Here is a 16,157-nt window from a genome sequence, read left to right as displayed (position 1 = left end):
ATTTTTAATGACTAAAATAAGTGTTGTGGTTTATGGAGCTGATGTAATTTGTGCAAGTTGTGTTAACGCACCAACATCGAAAGATACATATGAATGGCTTCAACCTTTGCTAAAACGGAAGTTTCCAGAACATCATTTTGAATTTACATATATTGACATTAATCGAGATACAGAGAATTTAACAGATCATGACGAACAGTTTATTGAAAGAATTCAAGAAGACGAATTGTTTTATCCATTAGTAACGATGAACGATGAGTATGTTGCTGACGGTTACATTCAAATGAAACCAGTTGTACGCTTTATAGAAACGCATTTTGAAGCGTAGTTTAATACAGAAATAAAGGCAAGTTCTTAAATGAGTAGAACTTGCCTTTAATAAGTGATTTAACCATTATGATATTTATAAAGCCAAAGCACACCAGATTTTAAAATTGAAGCTAAACGACCAGTGACTGTACGATCCATTATATATGCGAAACCTTGTTTATCTCCAAGAGAACCTAAGAAGCCTTGGATTTTAATTTCAGGCATCTTATCTGGTAGTGATTCATTATTCCATTGTTTTTTGAGTACATCGGCAATTTGATCACCTTGTAGCTCGGCTAATTGTGCACTAGGTGCATGAGGAAGATCTGCACAATCTCCTACTACATACACATTTTTATAAGTTGGAACTTGATGGTATTGATTAAGAATGACACGTCCTGTATTGCTTAAATCGATTGGTAAGTTACGTACAACTTCAACAGGTTGTATTCCTGCTGTCCAAACTACTAAATCAATATCTTCAGGTTGACCGTTATTATATATCTTACCGGGTTCAACGCGATCAATAACTGAATTTGGTACTACAGTAACGTCGTGTTTAGAAAACCACTTTGATATGTATTTACTTAGCTTTTCAGGGAAATTTCTTAAAATACGAGGGCCTCTATCGTATAGAAGAATCTCTAAATCTGAACGACTTTCACGTAATTCACTTGCTAATTCGATACCACTAAGTCCAGCTCCTACAATTCCTACACGCGCACCGGTAGGTAATTCACTGATACTATGAAAGGTTTCACGTGATTTAGATAATGTTTGAATGCTATGTGTATATTCTTCAGCGCCAGGAACATTATGGTATTTATCTTCACAACCAAGCCCTATAATGAGTTCGTCGTAGTCGATTTTAGAATTGCCTACAGAAATGATTTGTTCCTCTAAATTAATATCATTGATTTCACCATATACTGTATTAATTTGTTTATTATCTGGAAATTGCATACGTACGTCTTTGTCTGATTTTGTACCTGCTGCTAGTGCATAGAATTCAGGTTTTAATCCATGGAAAGGCATTCGATCGACTAACGTCACTTGATACCCCTCGGGAATTGAATTTGGTAAGATACGTGACATAATTCGCATATTACCATAACCCCCGCCTAGTAAAACTAAGTTTTTCATTTTTTATACCCCTTTATTCAATTTGTTTAATTTTTGAAAAATTATTGAGATCCTTTGAGACTATCTTTTAAAATGTGCCCGTTTACACTATAGATAGTTAACGATTTACTTTCTTAACCCCTGAATTGAAAGTAAATATATATATCTTCATTATATCGGTTTTTCAAAATGACTACAAACAAATGTAGAATACAATTTAATTTTTAGAAATAAGGGTATACCATACATGATGGAAATCATCAAGCTGACCGATAGGCATATGATTAGTAACTTTGTTATAATGTTAAGACTAATAAAATAGTAAGAAGGTGTCTTATGTTTCCGTTAGTAGAATTTTGTGTGTCGAACATGGCAAAGGGCGGAGATATCGTCTATGAAAAATTGGAAAATGATCCAGACGTAGATGTATTAGAATACGGATGCTTGCAAAATTGTGGCATGTGCTCTAGTGGGTTGTATGTACTTGTCGATGGTGATATTGTTGAAGGTGATTCGCCAGAGGATTTATTAAACAATATTTATAAACACATTGAAGAAAACGATATTACAAATATGTTTTAATATATAACATAAATTAGCAATAAAATGATGTAGAAATTATAAAATTTCTTTGAGAAATTGGGAGGTAAATTGTATGCCAACAGTAATCTTAACTGAAGCAGCTGCATATGAAGTAAAAGATATGTTAGAAAGTAATGATATGGCAGATGGCTATTTAAAAATTAAAGTGAATGGTGGCGGTTGTACAGGGCTCACATATGGAATGTCTGCCGAAGAAGCCCCTGGTGAGAACGATGAAGTATTAGAATACTTTGGACTTAAAGTACTTGTTGATAAATATGATGCACCAGTTTTAAATGGTACAACAATTGATTTCAAACAATCACTTATGGGCGGTGGCTTCCAAATAGATAACCCAAATGCAATAGCATCCTGTGGTTGTGGAAGCTCATTCAAAACGGCTAAAGTATCAGGTAACCCTGAACAATGCTAAATAAGTCAAACCAAAGAATAGTATTAAATGATGTAAAAAGATTTTAGGCAATCCTGGAAACAGGTTGCCTATTTTTTTATATTATTTGGATGTTTTACAACGTTTCTATGGCATTTGTGAGAACTACGTTAGTTAAATTAAAATCTTCACAATCTAACTCTGTTGTAGCTTGAAAATGTAGCGTAAAAGCTATAAAATTAGAATTGGATTAAAAATTGTCTTTTGTGTGAACAACTAAAGATTTAACCTTGATAAAAGACGTAATAATTTAAGATGTCGACGAAGTCTATAACGATAGGGCAATTTACCTTGTCATAAGTTTATAGCCTTTATCTTCATTTTGGTTAAAATATTATGAAAGCTTAGGTGAATTAGAGATGGCTCAAGATCGTAAGAAAGTGCTAGTTTTAGGTGCCGGTTATGCTGGTTTACAAACAGTTACTAAATTACAAAAAGAAATTTCTGCAGACGAAGCAGAAATTACTTTAATTAATAAGAATGAATATCACTATGAATCAACTTGGTTACATGAAGCTTCTGCTGGTACAATCAATTATGAAGATTTATTATATCCAGTTGAAAGTGCTGTAAAACAAGATAAAGTTAACTTCGTAGTTGCTGAAGTAACAAAAATTGACCGCAATGCTAAACGCGTCGAAACTGACAAGGGAGTATATGACTACGATATCTTAGTAGTAGCTTTAGGTTTCGTAAGTGAAACATTTGGCATTGAAGGTATGAAAGACTATGCTTTTCAAATCGAGAACGTATTAACTTCTCGTAAATTATCTCGTCACATTGAAGATAAATTTGCTAATTACGCAGCTTCTAAAGAAAAAGATGATAAAGATTTATCAATCTTAGTAGGTGGGGCTGGCTTCACTGGAATTGAATTCTTAGGTGAATTAACAGATAGAATTCCAGAATTATGCAGTAAATATGGTATCGATCAAAGTAAAGTTAAATTAACTTGCGTTGAAGCGGCACCAAAAATGTTACCAATGTTCTCTGATGAACTTGTAAACTACGCGGTTAATTACTTAGAAGACCGTGGTGTAGAATTCAAAATTGCCACTCCAATTGTTGCTTGTAACGAAAAAGGTTTCGTTGTAGAAGTAGATGGAGAAAAACAACAATTAGAAGCTGGTACTTCAGTATGGACTGCTGGTGTACGCGGTAGTAAGTTAATGGAAGAATCATTTGAAGGTGTTAAACGTGGTCGTATCATTAATAAGCAAGATTTAACTATCGAAGGTCACGATGATATTTTTGTTATTGGTGATTGTTCAGCATTCATTCCAGCTGGTGAAGAACGTCCATTACCAACAACTGCACAAATTGCTATGCAACAAGGTGAACATGTTGCCAAAAATATCAAACATATCTTAAATGGTGAATCTAAAGAAGACTTCCAATACGTAAATCGTGGTACAGTATGCTCATTAGGTGCTCATGATGGTGTAGGTATCGTTTACGGTAGAGATATTACTGGTAAAAAAGCTGCATTAATGAAAAAAGTTATTGATACACGTGCCGTATTCAAACTCGGTGGTATCGGCTTAGCATTCAAAAAAGGTAAATTCTAAACTAAGCTAATTATATATAAATGTATTTCACCCTTCTGTTTATTAAGCAGGAGGGTTTTTTAATAGGAAACCTATAATACGATATACATAAATGGAGGTATTTTATGAACATTTACATCAATGAAAAATCTAACACATATATTGAAACGCTCATCGTGGGATTACCAGAACACATTAATCAATTAAGAGACATTAAATATAAGAATCAATCAATTATTGAACAACTTGAGACGTTGAAGCAACATCATATTATTGGAAGCTCGGTTGGAAAGATATCTTCCACTTTGCTTTACATAAATGATCAGCCAAAGCGCTTGTTAACAGTGGGATTAGGTAATCTTAAAGAGCTTTCTTATCAGCGATTATTAAAAGTTTGGGGATATACGTTTCAGTATTTAAAACAAGAACATATTAATGAAGCTGAAGTTCTTATAGATACATTTATGTCTAAACATAATGATGTAGTAGAGGTGGCTAAAACTCTCGGATTGCAGAGTGAACAATCCATTTATCAATTTGATAATTATAAATCAGATAAAAAAGCGCCTTATCAACCATCTATTTATATACAAACTGAACATGATGAGATTGCTTCTGATATTAATGAAGGTCAACAACTAGGGATGTCTATTAATTTAGCACGTGAGCTAAGTCAAATGCCTCCTAACATATTAACACCACAATATTTTGCTGAAGAAATTGAGGGTCATTTTAAAGATAAAAAGGTATCAGTAGATATTAAAGATGCGGAAACAATTGTATCAGAGGGCTTTGGGCTTTTACATGCAGTCGGAAAAGGTTCGGTGAATGGTCCTCGTTTAATAACAATAACTTACAATGGCGGAAAGTCGAATGATGCACCCATTGCTTTAGTAGGTAAAGGTATTACATATGACTCAGGTGGATATAGCATTAAATCTAAAATCGGTATGCAGACGATGAAATTCGATATGTGTGGGGCCGCAAACGTTGTTGGAATGATAGATATTATCGAGAGATTAAAATTGCCAGTTAATGTAGTGGGAGTTATTGCTTCAGCTGAGAATATGATTAATGAAAAGTCTATGAAACCAGATGATGTTTTTACCTCACTCAGCGGCGAAACTGTTGAAATGTTAAATAGTGATGCTGAAGGACGTATGGTGCTAGGTGATGCCGTTACATATGCTACGCAATTTCAACCACAACTTATTATGGATTTCGCCACTTTAACTGGTGCAGCAATTGTGGCACTTGGAGAGGATAAAGCAGCTGCTTTTCACTCTCACGCTAAAAATGAAATCAACAGTCTGTTAGATATAGCTAAATCAGTAGATGAAAAAGTGTTTGAATTACCTATCACAGATACTGAAAAGCAGTTAATTAGAAATTCAGACATAGCAGACTTAGTCAATCATACGAATGGACAAGGTAAAGCATTATTTGCAGCAGCATTTATTACGCATTTTAGTGGTCAGACACCCCATATCCATTTTGATATTGCAGGACCAGCTACGATTAATAAATCAACTTTTAAAGGTCCAAAAGGGCCAACAGGTTATATGATTCCTACAGTAGTAGAATGGTTGAAACAACAATACCAGTAACATCCTTATAATTGTAAAGATGATGTTCATTATGTGTGAAAGCATAATAGTATGTAATTAGTAGTTCTGAGGTTTTCCACAATTGACTTTAATTGAAGAATGTTTTTAACAAATATTTCATCACTTACCATCTCGTGACATAAATGACTTGGTTTAAAAGAAGCTTGAATCTAGCACACTTTTAATCCAGTCATTGATTACGAGTAGGATAATTAAGACTACAACAATAAAATATTTTGCATCATATTTTATATTGACATTAAATTTGTGTCTTGGTACTATTTAAAACATAAATACTTTAGTTCGATAGAGTGGTAAAGGATGGGGAGCGACATGATCAATGCAGTTGTTATAGCAGTTATATTAATGATCGTCTTATGTTTATGTAGACTCAATGTAGTCATTAGTTTATTTATAAGTGCACTCATAGGTGGTTTAATTTCTGGTATGAGTGTAGAGAAAGTCATCAGTGTTTTTGGGAAGAATATTACCGATGGAGCAGAGGTTGCTTTAAGCTACGCTTTACTAGGTGGTTTTGCAGCACTCATTTCTTATAGCGGGATTACTGATTATCTCGTTGGAAAAATTATTGAAGGCATCCATTCAGAAAATAGCAGACTTTCACGTATAAAAGTAAAAGTTATTATTATTCTTGCTTTATTAGCAATGAGTATTATGAGCCAAAATCTTATTCCAGTACATATAGCTTTTATTCCAATAGTTATTCCTCCATTAATTAGTTTATTCAATGATTTAAAAATTGATAGACGACTCATTGGTTTAGTAATCGGATTTGGTTTATGCTGGCCTTACGTTTTACTTCCATATGGCTTTGGTCAAATCTTCCATCAAATCATTCAAAGTGGTTTCCAAAAAGCGCATCACCCAATTGAATTCAGTATGATTTGGAAGGCGATGTTAATTCCTTCAATGGGATATATTGTAGGACTTATATTAGGGTTTATCGTGTATCGTAAACCAAGAAACTACGTACAACGTAATGTTGATGAACGTGAAACAGTCACTGAATTAAAGCCTTATGTTTTAATCGTGACAATCATTGCGATTTTAGCGACATTTATTGTCCAAACTTTTACAGATTCAATGATTTTTGGTGCGCTTGCAGGTGTGCTCGTCTTCTTTATTTCTAGAGTTTATAAGTGGTACGAACTAGATGAACAGTTTGTTGATGGTATTAAAATTATGGCGTATATTGGGGTAGTAATACTGACAGCTAACGGCTTTGCAGGGGTTATGAATGCAACGGGTGATATTGATACATTGGTTAAAGATTTAACAAGTATCACTGGTGATCATAAATTAATTAGTATTATTGTCATGTATATTATTGGTCTTATTGTTACTTTGGGTATCGGTTCTTCATTTGCAACGATACCAATTATCGCATCATTATTTATACCATTCGGCGCATCTATTGGTCTTGATACTATGGCGCTTATCGCCTTAATTGGTACGGCAAGTGCTCTTGGTGATTCAGGTTCACCAGCGAGTGATTCTACTTTAGGCCCAACGGCAGGACTCAATATCGATGGACAGCACGATCATATACGAGATACGTGTATTCCGAACTTCTTGTTTTATAATATACCTCTAATTATTTTTGGTACGATTGCAGCTATGGTACTATAAAACTTGAAATGAGGTGTGTAAAGCGTGACCAATCTTTTGGAGACATTTGAAATGCATGTTGAAGAAGAGGATGAAGGTGTTGTAATAATTTCAATGCCTGTTACAGACAAGGTTAAACAACCATTCGGATATTTACATGGGGGTGCAAGTCTCGCCTTAGGTGAAACAGCATGTTCTTTGGGTGCTGCTAATTTAATAGATACAACTCAATATATTCCTCTTGGCTTAGAAATGAATGCTAACCACATACATTCAACAAAAGAGGGACGTGTCACAGCAATTGCTAAGATCATACATCAAGGTCGTACAACACAAGTATGGAATGTTGAAATCAAAAATGACTCGAATCAATTAATTAGTATTATGCGTGGCACTATTGCTATCAAATCAATCAAATAAAAAAATGCTCCTTTTAATGGTTTAAAGACGATTTAGTCTACATTAGAGGGAGCACTTTTTTAGTTTATGATATCTTTTTATTTAAACGATGTAATGCTTTACTAATTCTCTCAGCACCTTCTTTTCCACCCATGATATTTCTCGCAAAGGGTCCCAATTCTAAATCAGCAAGTCCCCCCACAACAAACAATTGAGGTAGCCATTCAAGTTCATCACTTAATGAAGGATAGCCACACGAATTTAATGGGGCTTGTTCATCATAGATAAGATGTTGAATCAAAGGTTGATTACAGATTTTATTAACAAAGCCAGTGGCAAGTAAAATATGATGATATTTATAATGACAACCATTGGAAGTGATAGTCTTATCATTGATTTCATCTATAGGTGAATGATGAATCATTAACCGACCCGCTTGTTCTTGTTTCTTCAATCGTAAAAATAACTCCATAGGCATTGAGCCCTTATGACGTTCTTCATTAATGACGTTTAAACGCGCTTCTGGTGAAGATATTGCTAGCAAGTGATTCATGCGTTTTGGGCCCAACCACCCAGGATCTGCATCAAAATCATGTATTTCAATGTTTTTATTAAGCCATAAATGTAATTTATTATTATTTTCTTGACGATTAATTTTAACGTTAAATGTGCTGCTGAAATCCCTGAACCAACAATATGATTAGCTTTTTCTTCAATTGTTTGATCATAATTCTTATCAAATATATGAGTCACTTTAGGTTTACTAATAAATTGCGAAGGTATAAATGGTTGATGATTACATCCATTTGCAATAACTACGCAATCGGTAAGGATTGACTCCCCGTTATGTAATTCAATTTGCCATTTACCTTGTTGATTACTCATAATTTTAGAAGCAATGCTTTGAATATGACTTTTATTTAAATCGTATTGATGTACTAAATCATGAATATGATGCATAAACATATCTCTTTGAGGACGTTTATATGGGCCGTAATATGCCGAAGTATATTGATTTAATTTAGCATATTGTTTTAAATGAAAAGGTTGGGGATGTATATGATGCACAAATGGCGATCTTAAGAAAGGCATACTTATACGTTTGGTATACTCGTTGAATTGTTCACATAGGGAAGGATAAGGATCAATAATAGTTAGTTGATTGCTACTTATTCCTTCATTTCTTAGTTTAATTGCTACAGTTGTACCTTGAATTCCGCCACCAATAATAGTCCAATGCATGTAAAGCACTCCCTTAACTTTCTTAATTTTAAATCGAAATAATTACGATTTAAATCATATCACATTTTATGCATATAGACAAAAGACTATTGATGTATTATGTCGTATAAAAAAACTCTAAGGAAATATGTTTTATTATTTCCTTAGAGTTTTAGAACTATAATTTTGTATCATTCATATCTTCTTTAATTTCATCAACTTTTGTATCTTTACTGTAAGGTGTTTGAATATTGTAGGCTGCTTTCATAATCATGTGACTAGAAAGTGGACCAGTTATGAAAACGAAGATAATGCCGATGATTAATTGCATATTGACGTAGCCTTCAGTGCCGATGAAATACAGGAAGGCACCAAAGAGTAGAAACATCGCCCCAAGTGTTGCTGCTTTACCAGCAGCATGGGCACGTGAGTAAACATCTTTTAGTCTGATTAAGCCTATCGCTGCAAAGGCACTAATCAAAGCACCTAACATGACAAAGATTACGGCAATACTAATGATGATCGTTGTTATCATGTTTAATCACCTTACCTTCATCCATAAATTTAGAAAAAACTGCAGTACCTAAGAAAGCTAGTATACCTACCATTAAAATAACTACAAGCATGTATTTAATATTTAATAAAATACTAAATAGGGCAATCACAGCCATCAACTGTAGTCCAATAGCATCAAGTGCAACAACACGATCGGCTAAAGAAGGGCCCAGAATGACACGTACTAACATGGCTAACATTGAAGCTACAACAATAATTAATGCAATAATAATGAAAATATTATGTGTCATTCGTTTTCACCCACCTTTCTTACTACCTTTTCTAATGAAGTTTTTATACTTTCAACTTCTTCCTCTTTAGTACTAAAGTCAATCGCATGAATGTATATTTTCCTACGATCATCACTAATGCCTAATACCACAGTTCCTGGGGTTAACGTAATAAGATTTGAAAGTAAGACAATTTGCCAGTCTGTCTTAAGATCTGTTTCATACACGAAAAAACCTGGTTTATTCGTGATATTTGGTTTGAGGATGATTTTCAGAACATCGAAATTCGCTTTAATCAGTTCACTTAAAAATGTAAGAATTAATACAATAATGCGATAAATCCTTACTAAATAAAAGCGACCTGGCATTACCCGATGTAGGAGGTAAACAAGTATAAGACCAAATAGAAATCCTAGAACAAAGTTATTTAACGTGTAACTATCAGTTACAAATAACCAAATGATAGCGACCAATAAATTGACGATAAATTGTGCGGCCATATTACTTACCTCCTAAAACGTTGTGAATATAGATATTTGGATCAGTGAAAGTTTCAGAACCTTCTTTAACTATAGGGAACAGTAAGTCAGCGGACAAGCCGAATAATACTGTAATAATAGTTGAAATAACGGCGATAGTTGTTAAGTAATTGACGTTCACTTTGCGTGTCATATCATAACCTTTTGCTTCACCGAAGAAACCTTTGAGAAAGATACGTATGACTGAATATAGAACGATTAAGCTTGATAATAAGACAATGATACCGCTTAGGTAGAATCCCTTTTCAAAAGTGGCCTGTACAATATAAAACTTCCCATAGAAACCACTCAATGGTGGTATGCCTGCTAGACTGAGTGCAGCAATAAAGAATGTCCATCCTAATACAGGATAGCTCTTGATTAGACCACCGAAATGTCGCAAGTCTGTTGACTTAGTTATCTTATACATAACGCCTATAAGTAAGAATAGTGAAGCTTTCACTAGCATATCGTGAATAGTGTAGTAAATAGCACCCATCATGCCACTTTCATTCATCATTGATACACCGACTAAGATGACACCAACTGCAATCATAATGTTATATAGAATGATTTTTTTAGTATCATAATAAGCTATGGCACCTACACATCCGAAGATGATTGTAAGTAAAGCTAAGAATAGAATGACGTAGTGTGAAAAGCTAACCGTACTATTAAAGAATAAGCTGAGCGTTCTAGCTATAGCGTAGACGCCCACTTTAGTAAGCAGGGCTCCAAAGAATGTGATAATGGCTACAGGTGGTGCGTAATATGCGCCTGGCAACCATACGTACATAGGGAAGACGCCAGCTTTAGTTGCAAAGACAAAGATAAATAAGATGAATACGATATTGACTAAGCCACTATCATGAACTGATAAACTAGATAATCTTTCACTAATATGCGCCAAGTTAAGTGTTCCAACTACTGAATAAAGTATCGCTACACCCATAACAAAGAATGAAGAAGAAACAACATTAACTAGAACGTATTTAATCGTTTCTTGAAGTTGAATTTTTGTCGTTCTAACGACTAGTAAACAATAAGAAGACATTAGGAAGACTTCAAAGAACACGAACATATTAAAGATATCACCAGTAGTGAAAGCGCCGATAATACCGATTAACATAAACATAATTGAAAAGTAGTAATAATATCGTTCTCTTTCAATGCCTATAGAACGATAGGAATATAAAATTACTATAACCGTTATAATAATACTTGTGATAATAAGTAAAGCACTAAAAACATCTAATACAAAGACAATGCTGTATGGCGCTTTCCATGAACCTAAATCTACTTTTAAAGGTCCTGAATGTAATACATTTTTTAAATTAAAAAGAGCTACAATCAATGTCAATATTGATCCAGCAAGTGCCACGTAACGTTTAATTAGCGGACGCTTTCCGATAAAGATAAGCAAGATTGCAGTCAAAATAGGTATCACAAGTGTTAAAACGAGCAAGTTACTTTCCGTCATCTTCAGGTGCTCCTTTCATACGCTCAACATTATCTGTTCCAAGTTCCTTATAAGTTCTAAATGCAAGTACTAGGAAGAATGCTGTTGTAGCAAATGCGATAACTATTGCAGTAAGGATTAGTGCTTGAGGTATAGGATCAACATAGCTGGCTGTTCCTTTTTCATAGATAGGAACAGTACCATGTTTCAATCCACCCATAGTAATTAAAAATAAATTTGCTGCGTGTGTTAGTAAAGTAGTCCCCATAATAATTCGTATCAAACTTTTAGACAAAACGAGATAGACACTTATTGCTGTGAGAATACCACTAACAAATATCATGATAATTTCCACTATTCGTTCTCTCCAATCGAAATAATAATAGTCATTACAGTTCCTACTACTGCACAAAGTACCCCAAAATCAAAGAACATTGCCGTTGTCATATGCATGGGTTCTAGTAGGGGAAGCGGTATATCAAAAGTGACATGTGTGAAAAAGTTTTTAGACATAAACCAGCTTGCAATGGGTGTACCTACGCAAAACAGTAGGCCTATGCCAATTAAAACTTTGAAGTCCAGAGGAAAAATTTTACGCATTGTTTTTACATCGAATGCGATTGTAATGACTAATAGCGCACTCGCAAACAATAAACCTCCAACGAAGCCACCCCCGGGTGTATAGTGACCTGCTAGAAATAATGAGAAACCGAAGACGATGACCATGAAGAAAATGACAACAGCGGCGTATTGAAACATTAAGTTATTCTTTTGTCTATTCATGGTCATTCACCTCGCTTGATTGATTTCTTTGTTTAAGTCGAAGTTTAATCATCGTATAAACACCTAAACCAGCTATACCTAGTACGGATGACTCAAATAAAGTATCCATGCCACGGAAGTCGACAAGTATAACGTTTACCATATTTTTACCATGAGCTAAATCATATACATGGTCTTGGTAGTATTTTGTAATTGAAGAAAAATGTCTGTTTCCATATCCGATTAAACCTAGAATAATGACTACTAAACCAACACCAGCAGAAATCATTGCATTGTTAATTTTGAACGCTGGCGACTCATTATAACGATTTAAATTTGGCAAATGATAGAAACATAATAAGAATAAAGCCGTAGAAATAGATTCAACAACAAACTGAGTTAAAGCTAGGTCAGGTGCTTTAAAGAATATAAATAATACTGAAATTGCATAACCTACAGCACTTAGCATAATAATGCTAAAGAGTCGTGATTTAGCAAATATAATTAAAAGTGAGGCAACGAGTAAGAATAGTACAATGCCACCTTCAAAAATTCTGAACTGACTTACATTTTTAAAATTAATACTAAATGGAACGCTGATTAAAGTCACTACTGTAAGTAGTATTAAAATACCGAATATAATGACTAAGTTATTTCTAGAGAAACCAGTAACATAGCTATTGGTCATATTTTCAGAATAACCTGGAATCTTGAGTCCCATAGTATCGTACCAATGATTAAATTTAAGTTGATTAGGTTGAGCTTCTAATAATCGCACCCAATAGCTAAATGTAATGATAAGTAATATACCTATAATATATATAGCTATTGTTGAAATAAATGCTGGTGTAATTCCATGGAAAAGATGGAACTCTGCAGTTATTCCTGTAGATTGACTCACTGATTGAGTTGCAGGCTCGATAATAGATTGCGTTAAAGTGCTTGGGAAAAGTCCAAATACAATAACTAAAAGAGTTAAAATAATTGGAGATAAAAGCATTAAAATTGATGATTCATGTGCAGATTGTGGTAAACTTTCACGCTTATATTTACCAAAGAATATATGCATAATAAATTTAATTGAATACACGAAAGTGAAAATACTACCTACAATCGCTATGATTGGGAATATAAAGCCTAAAGTACTGAGGCTCATTAAATTCGCATGTGTCACATCAATCATTGCTTCTAAAAATTTTTCTTTTGATAAGAAGCCGTTAAATGGTGGAACTCCAGCCATACTTAATGCAGTAATAACTGTGATAGTAAATGATATAGGCATGATTGTAAGTAATCCACCTAATTTTCTTACATCTCGAGTACCTGTAGAGTGATCAACACCACCAGTAATCATGAATAATGCACCTTTAAATGTTGCATGGTTGATTAAATGGAAAATGGCAGCAATGAAACCTGCAACATAAACTTGGCTATCAGTACCATTGTAGTGATAGCTCACTGCACCTATACCTAACATGGACATAATCATTCCAAGTTGAGATACAGTTGAAAATGCCAAAATGCCTTTTAAATCTTGTTGTTTTGTGGCATTTAATGAAGCCCAAAAAAGTGTGACTAATCCTACTAAAGTGATTGTCCATACCCAACCTTCAGATATAGCAAAGATGGGCGTCATTCTTGCTATTAAATACAGTCCAGCTTTAACCATTGTAGCTGAATGAAGGTAAGCACTTACTGGTGTAGGTGCTTCCATTGCATCAGGTAGCCAAATGTAAAATGGTACTTGAGCTGATTTAGTAAACGCGCCAATCATGACTAATACCATTGCCAAGATAAAGAAAGGACTATTTTGTATGTCACTTACTTTTTCAATCATCGTTTGAATGCTGAATGTATGGGCGGCTAACGATAATAGGATAATTCCTCCTAATAAGCTTAATCCGCCTAAAACGGTAATAATTAGTGATTTTTGCGCACCATAAATTGATGCTTTTTTCTCTCTCCAAAATGAGATAAGTAAAAAACTTGAAAATGAAGTTAACTCCCAAAATAAATATAAAATAATTAAATTATCTGAAAGTACAACTCCTAGCATTGCACCCATAAATAGTAATAAATAACAATAAAAATTCCCAAGTTGCTCAGATTTACTTAAGTAGCCAATGGAATATAAAACAACCAAGCTACCTATGCCTGTTATAAGGAGGCTAAAGAGTAATCCAAGGCCATCCACAAATAGATTAAAATTCATTCCAAAATGTGGCATCCAATTTAAGGTTTTCATTACTGTATTACCTGACTTCGTAATAGAAATCATAGATAAGAAATAGATAAATAAGAGTATTGGAACAGGTAATACAAACCATCCTAAGTGTATACGTTTAACGAACCGATACAGGATAGGAATAATGAGTGCGAATATTAACGGTAATAGTACCGCAATATGTAACAAACTCATTATGTTGTCCTCCTTTAAAAAATATTTATGACTTACATTATACATGAATGCTCTTAGTCTGAAAAACCTCTTAATCGCTTGAAGGCATTGATTTTGAGGGACTGTTAAATAAGAAGAAACACGTTAAATTTCACAGAAAAAAATTTAAGTTTTGTAAACGTTCACGACATTTTTAAAAGAATTTTAGACAAATTCTCTTTTATATTGAATTGAATAATCCTCTTTAAGTTCATTTAAATTTTTAAGTGAGAGACGTGCATGTTCAGAATCATCATCCTTTAATTGATGTTCTAAATCTGTAATAGCTTGTTGAAGTGAATCCTCGTAATTCATTTCTTCTACATTGAATTCTCGTAGCTGTGAACGTTTTGCATATCGTTTTTCAAAGTGGCTTAAAGCCTTACGCTCATGAAAGAAGACACCTTTAGTTTCGTTAGGATTATGTAAATCACCTTGTTTAGGGTGTTTAATGACTTGTTCAACTTGTACTAAAACTTGATCGTCATTCTCTTCTCTAATAGTTACACCATAACTACCAGTCTTGTGAGAAAATCGATATAACATGCTATATTCCTTCCTTTCAAATGTGTTAAGATATGCTTATATCATAACATGAATGGAGAATTTAAATGGCGAACTATCCTCAGTTAAATACAGAGATTCAAGATAACGAAATTAAAGTCGTTATGCATACAAATAAGGGAGATATGACTTTTAAACTTTTCCCAAACATTGCCCCTAAAACAGTTGAAAATTTTGTGACACATTCTAAGAACGGATATTATGATGGCGTGACATTCCATAGAGTAATCAATGATTTTATGGTTCAAGGTGGCGACCCAACTGCTACTGGTATGGGCGGTGAAAGTATCTATGGTGGAGCATTCGAAGATGAATTCTCTTTAGAAGCTTTCAATTTATACGGTGCACTTTCAATGGCAAACGCTGGACCAAATACTAATGGTTCTCAATTCTTTGTAGTCCAAATGAAAGAAGTTCCTGAAAATATGCTAAATCAATTACTTGATGGTGGCTGGCCTCAACCTATAGTTGAAGCTTATGGTGAAAAGGGTGGTACACCTTGGTTAGACCAAAAACACACAGTATTTGGTCAATTGATTGATGGGGAATCTACTTTAGAAGATATCGCTAATACTAAAGTAGGCGCTCAAGATAAACCAGTTTATGACGTGGTTATCGAATCTATCGACGTTGAAGAATAAGATTAAACGTTAAAATGTTTTAAATGAATTAAAGCTTTAAGTCATTATATGTCTGGTTGATGTATATGACTTAAAGCTTTTTTTGTAGCTTTAAAATAGATTAAAAAGGTACGCGTTACACAAC

Annotated in this window: 17 protein-coding genes and 1 pseudogene; 8 read left to right on the top strand and 10 right to left on the bottom strand. The window is 33.9% G+C overall.

Going from position 1 to position 16,157, the window contains the following annotated elements:
• The first annotated feature begins 7 nt into the window (after window positions 1-7).
• Complete coding sequence (locus HMPREF2706_RS09455) at window positions 8-328, top strand: YuzD family protein (RefSeq protein ID WP_002433267.1); 321 nt, start codon at window positions 8-10, stop codon at window positions 326-328.
• 59 nt (window positions 329-387) lie between these two features.
• Here HMPREF2706_RS09455 and HMPREF2706_RS09450 read toward each other — a convergent pair whose 3' ends face one another.
• Window positions 388-1,452: an NAD(P)/FAD-dependent oxidoreductase gene (locus HMPREF2706_RS09450; RefSeq protein WP_030065026.1), complete on the bottom strand. Its 1,065-nt coding sequence runs from the start codon at window positions 1,450-1,452 to the stop codon at window positions 388-390.
• A gap of 315 nt (window positions 1,453-1,767) precedes the next feature.
• Between HMPREF2706_RS09450 and HMPREF2706_RS09445 the strand changes: the two genes are divergently transcribed.
• From HMPREF2706_RS09445 to HMPREF2706_RS09420, 6 genes are all read left to right on the top strand, one after another.
• Window positions 1,768-2,013, top strand: coding sequence for a YuzB family protein (locus HMPREF2706_RS09445; RefSeq protein WP_030065028.1), 246 nt, complete (start codon window positions 1,768-1,770; stop codon window positions 2,011-2,013).
• 73 nt (window positions 2,014-2,086) lie between these two features.
• Complete coding sequence (locus tag HMPREF2706_RS09440) at window positions 2,087-2,446, top strand: HesB/IscA family protein (protein WP_002433168.1); 360 nt, start codon at window positions 2,087-2,089, stop codon at window positions 2,444-2,446.
• Window positions 2,447-2,823: 377 nt separating this feature from the next.
• A complete protein-coding gene (locus tag HMPREF2706_RS09435; protein ID WP_002469921.1) occupies window positions 2,824-4,032 on the top strand; it encodes an NAD(P)/FAD-dependent oxidoreductase in 1,209 nt (402 codons plus the stop codon).
• A gap of 104 nt (window positions 4,033-4,136) precedes the next feature.
• The gene (locus tag HMPREF2706_RS09430; protein ID WP_037548536.1) at window positions 4,137-5,618 is read left to right on the top strand and encodes a M17 family metallopeptidase; all 1,482 of its coding nucleotides are present in this window, start codon (window positions 4,137-4,139) and stop codon (window positions 5,616-5,618) included.
• A 333-nt stretch (window positions 5,619-5,951) separates the two neighbouring features.
• Entirely contained in the window at window positions 5,952-7,268 is a 1,317-nt protein-coding gene (locus HMPREF2706_RS09425) for a Na+/H+ antiporter family protein (protein ID WP_037548539.1), read from the top strand.
• Between the two features lie 24 nt (window positions 7,269-7,292).
• On the top strand, window positions 7,293-7,667 hold the full coding sequence (locus HMPREF2706_RS09420) for a PaaI family thioesterase (RefSeq protein WP_002433169.1): 375 nt from the start codon (window positions 7,293-7,295) through the stop codon (window positions 7,665-7,667).
• Between the two features lie 64 nt (window positions 7,668-7,731).
• Here the strand turns inward: HMPREF2706_RS09420 and HMPREF2706_RS09415 are convergent.
• The 9 genes and pseudogenes from HMPREF2706_RS09415 to kapB form a co-directional block, all read right to left on the bottom strand.
• A pseudogene (locus HMPREF2706_RS09415) lies at window positions 7,732-8,888 on the bottom strand (FAD/NAD(P)-binding protein).
• A 157-nt stretch (window positions 8,889-9,045) separates the two neighbouring features.
• Entirely contained in the window at window positions 9,046-9,402 is a 357-nt protein-coding gene (gene mnhG1, locus HMPREF2706_RS09410) for a Na+/H+ antiporter Mnh1 subunit G (protein WP_030065040.1), read from the bottom strand.
• Complete coding sequence (mnhF1, locus tag HMPREF2706_RS09405; protein WP_002433123.1) at window positions 9,380-9,673, bottom strand: Na+/H+ antiporter Mnh1 subunit F; 294 nt, start codon at window positions 9,671-9,673, stop codon at window positions 9,380-9,382. The genes mnhG1 and mnhF1 overlap by 23 nt, the downstream gene beginning before the upstream one ends.
• A complete protein-coding gene (mnhE1, locus tag HMPREF2706_RS09400; protein ID WP_002433263.1) occupies window positions 9,670-10,152 on the bottom strand; it encodes a Na+/H+ antiporter Mnh1 subunit E in 483 nt (160 codons plus the stop codon). Before mnhE1 ends, mnhF1 begins: the two co-directional genes overlap by 4 nt.
• Window position 10,153: 1 nt before the next feature.
• The gene (gene mnhD1, locus HMPREF2706_RS09395; protein WP_049426885.1) at window positions 10,154-11,650 is read right to left on the bottom strand and encodes a Na+/H+ antiporter Mnh1 subunit D; all 1,497 of its coding nucleotides are present in this window, start codon (window positions 11,648-11,650) and stop codon (window positions 10,154-10,156) included.
• On the bottom strand, window positions 11,637-11,984 hold the full coding sequence (gene mnhC1 / locus HMPREF2706_RS09390; protein ID WP_030065043.1) for a Na+/H+ antiporter Mnh1 subunit C: 348 nt from the start codon (window positions 11,982-11,984) through the stop codon (window positions 11,637-11,639). The genes mnhD1 and mnhC1 overlap by 14 nt, the downstream gene beginning before the upstream one ends.
• On the bottom strand, window positions 11,984-12,412 hold the full coding sequence (mnhB1, locus tag HMPREF2706_RS09385) for a Na+/H+ antiporter Mnh1 subunit B (protein WP_037548550.1): 429 nt from the start codon (window positions 12,410-12,412) through the stop codon (window positions 11,984-11,986). The genes mnhC1 and mnhB1 overlap by 1 nt, the downstream gene beginning before the upstream one ends.
• Window positions 12,405-14,810 (bottom strand): Na+/H+ antiporter subunit A, encoded by a 2,406-nt coding sequence (locus HMPREF2706_RS09380; RefSeq protein ID WP_070862336.1) that lies wholly within the window; start codon window positions 14,808-14,810, stop codon window positions 12,405-12,407. The genes mnhB1 and HMPREF2706_RS09380 overlap by 8 nt, the downstream gene beginning before the upstream one ends.
• A 183-nt stretch (window positions 14,811-14,993) precedes the next feature.
• On the bottom strand, window positions 14,994-15,374 hold the full coding sequence (kapB, locus tag HMPREF2706_RS09375) for a sporulation phosphorelay system protein KapB (protein ID WP_002433108.1): 381 nt from the start codon (window positions 15,372-15,374) through the stop codon (window positions 14,994-14,996).
• Window positions 15,375-15,439: 65 nt separating this feature from the next.
• Here kapB and HMPREF2706_RS09370 point away from each other — a divergent pair, with 65 nt between their 5' ends.
• Window positions 15,440-16,033: a peptidylprolyl isomerase gene (locus tag HMPREF2706_RS09370; RefSeq protein ID WP_002433133.1), complete on the top strand. Its 594-nt coding sequence runs from the start codon at window positions 15,440-15,442 to the stop codon at window positions 16,031-16,033.
• Window positions 16,034-16,157 lie beyond the last annotated feature (124 nt).

It is taken from the genome of Staphylococcus sp. HMSC067F07, assembly GCF_001837405.1.
Lineage (GTDB): Bacteria > Bacillota > Bacilli > Staphylococcales > Staphylococcaceae > Staphylococcus > Staphylococcus capitis.
The sequence above is the reverse complement of the archived record's forward strand: the minus strand, read 5'-3'. Positions and strand labels throughout refer to the sequence as shown.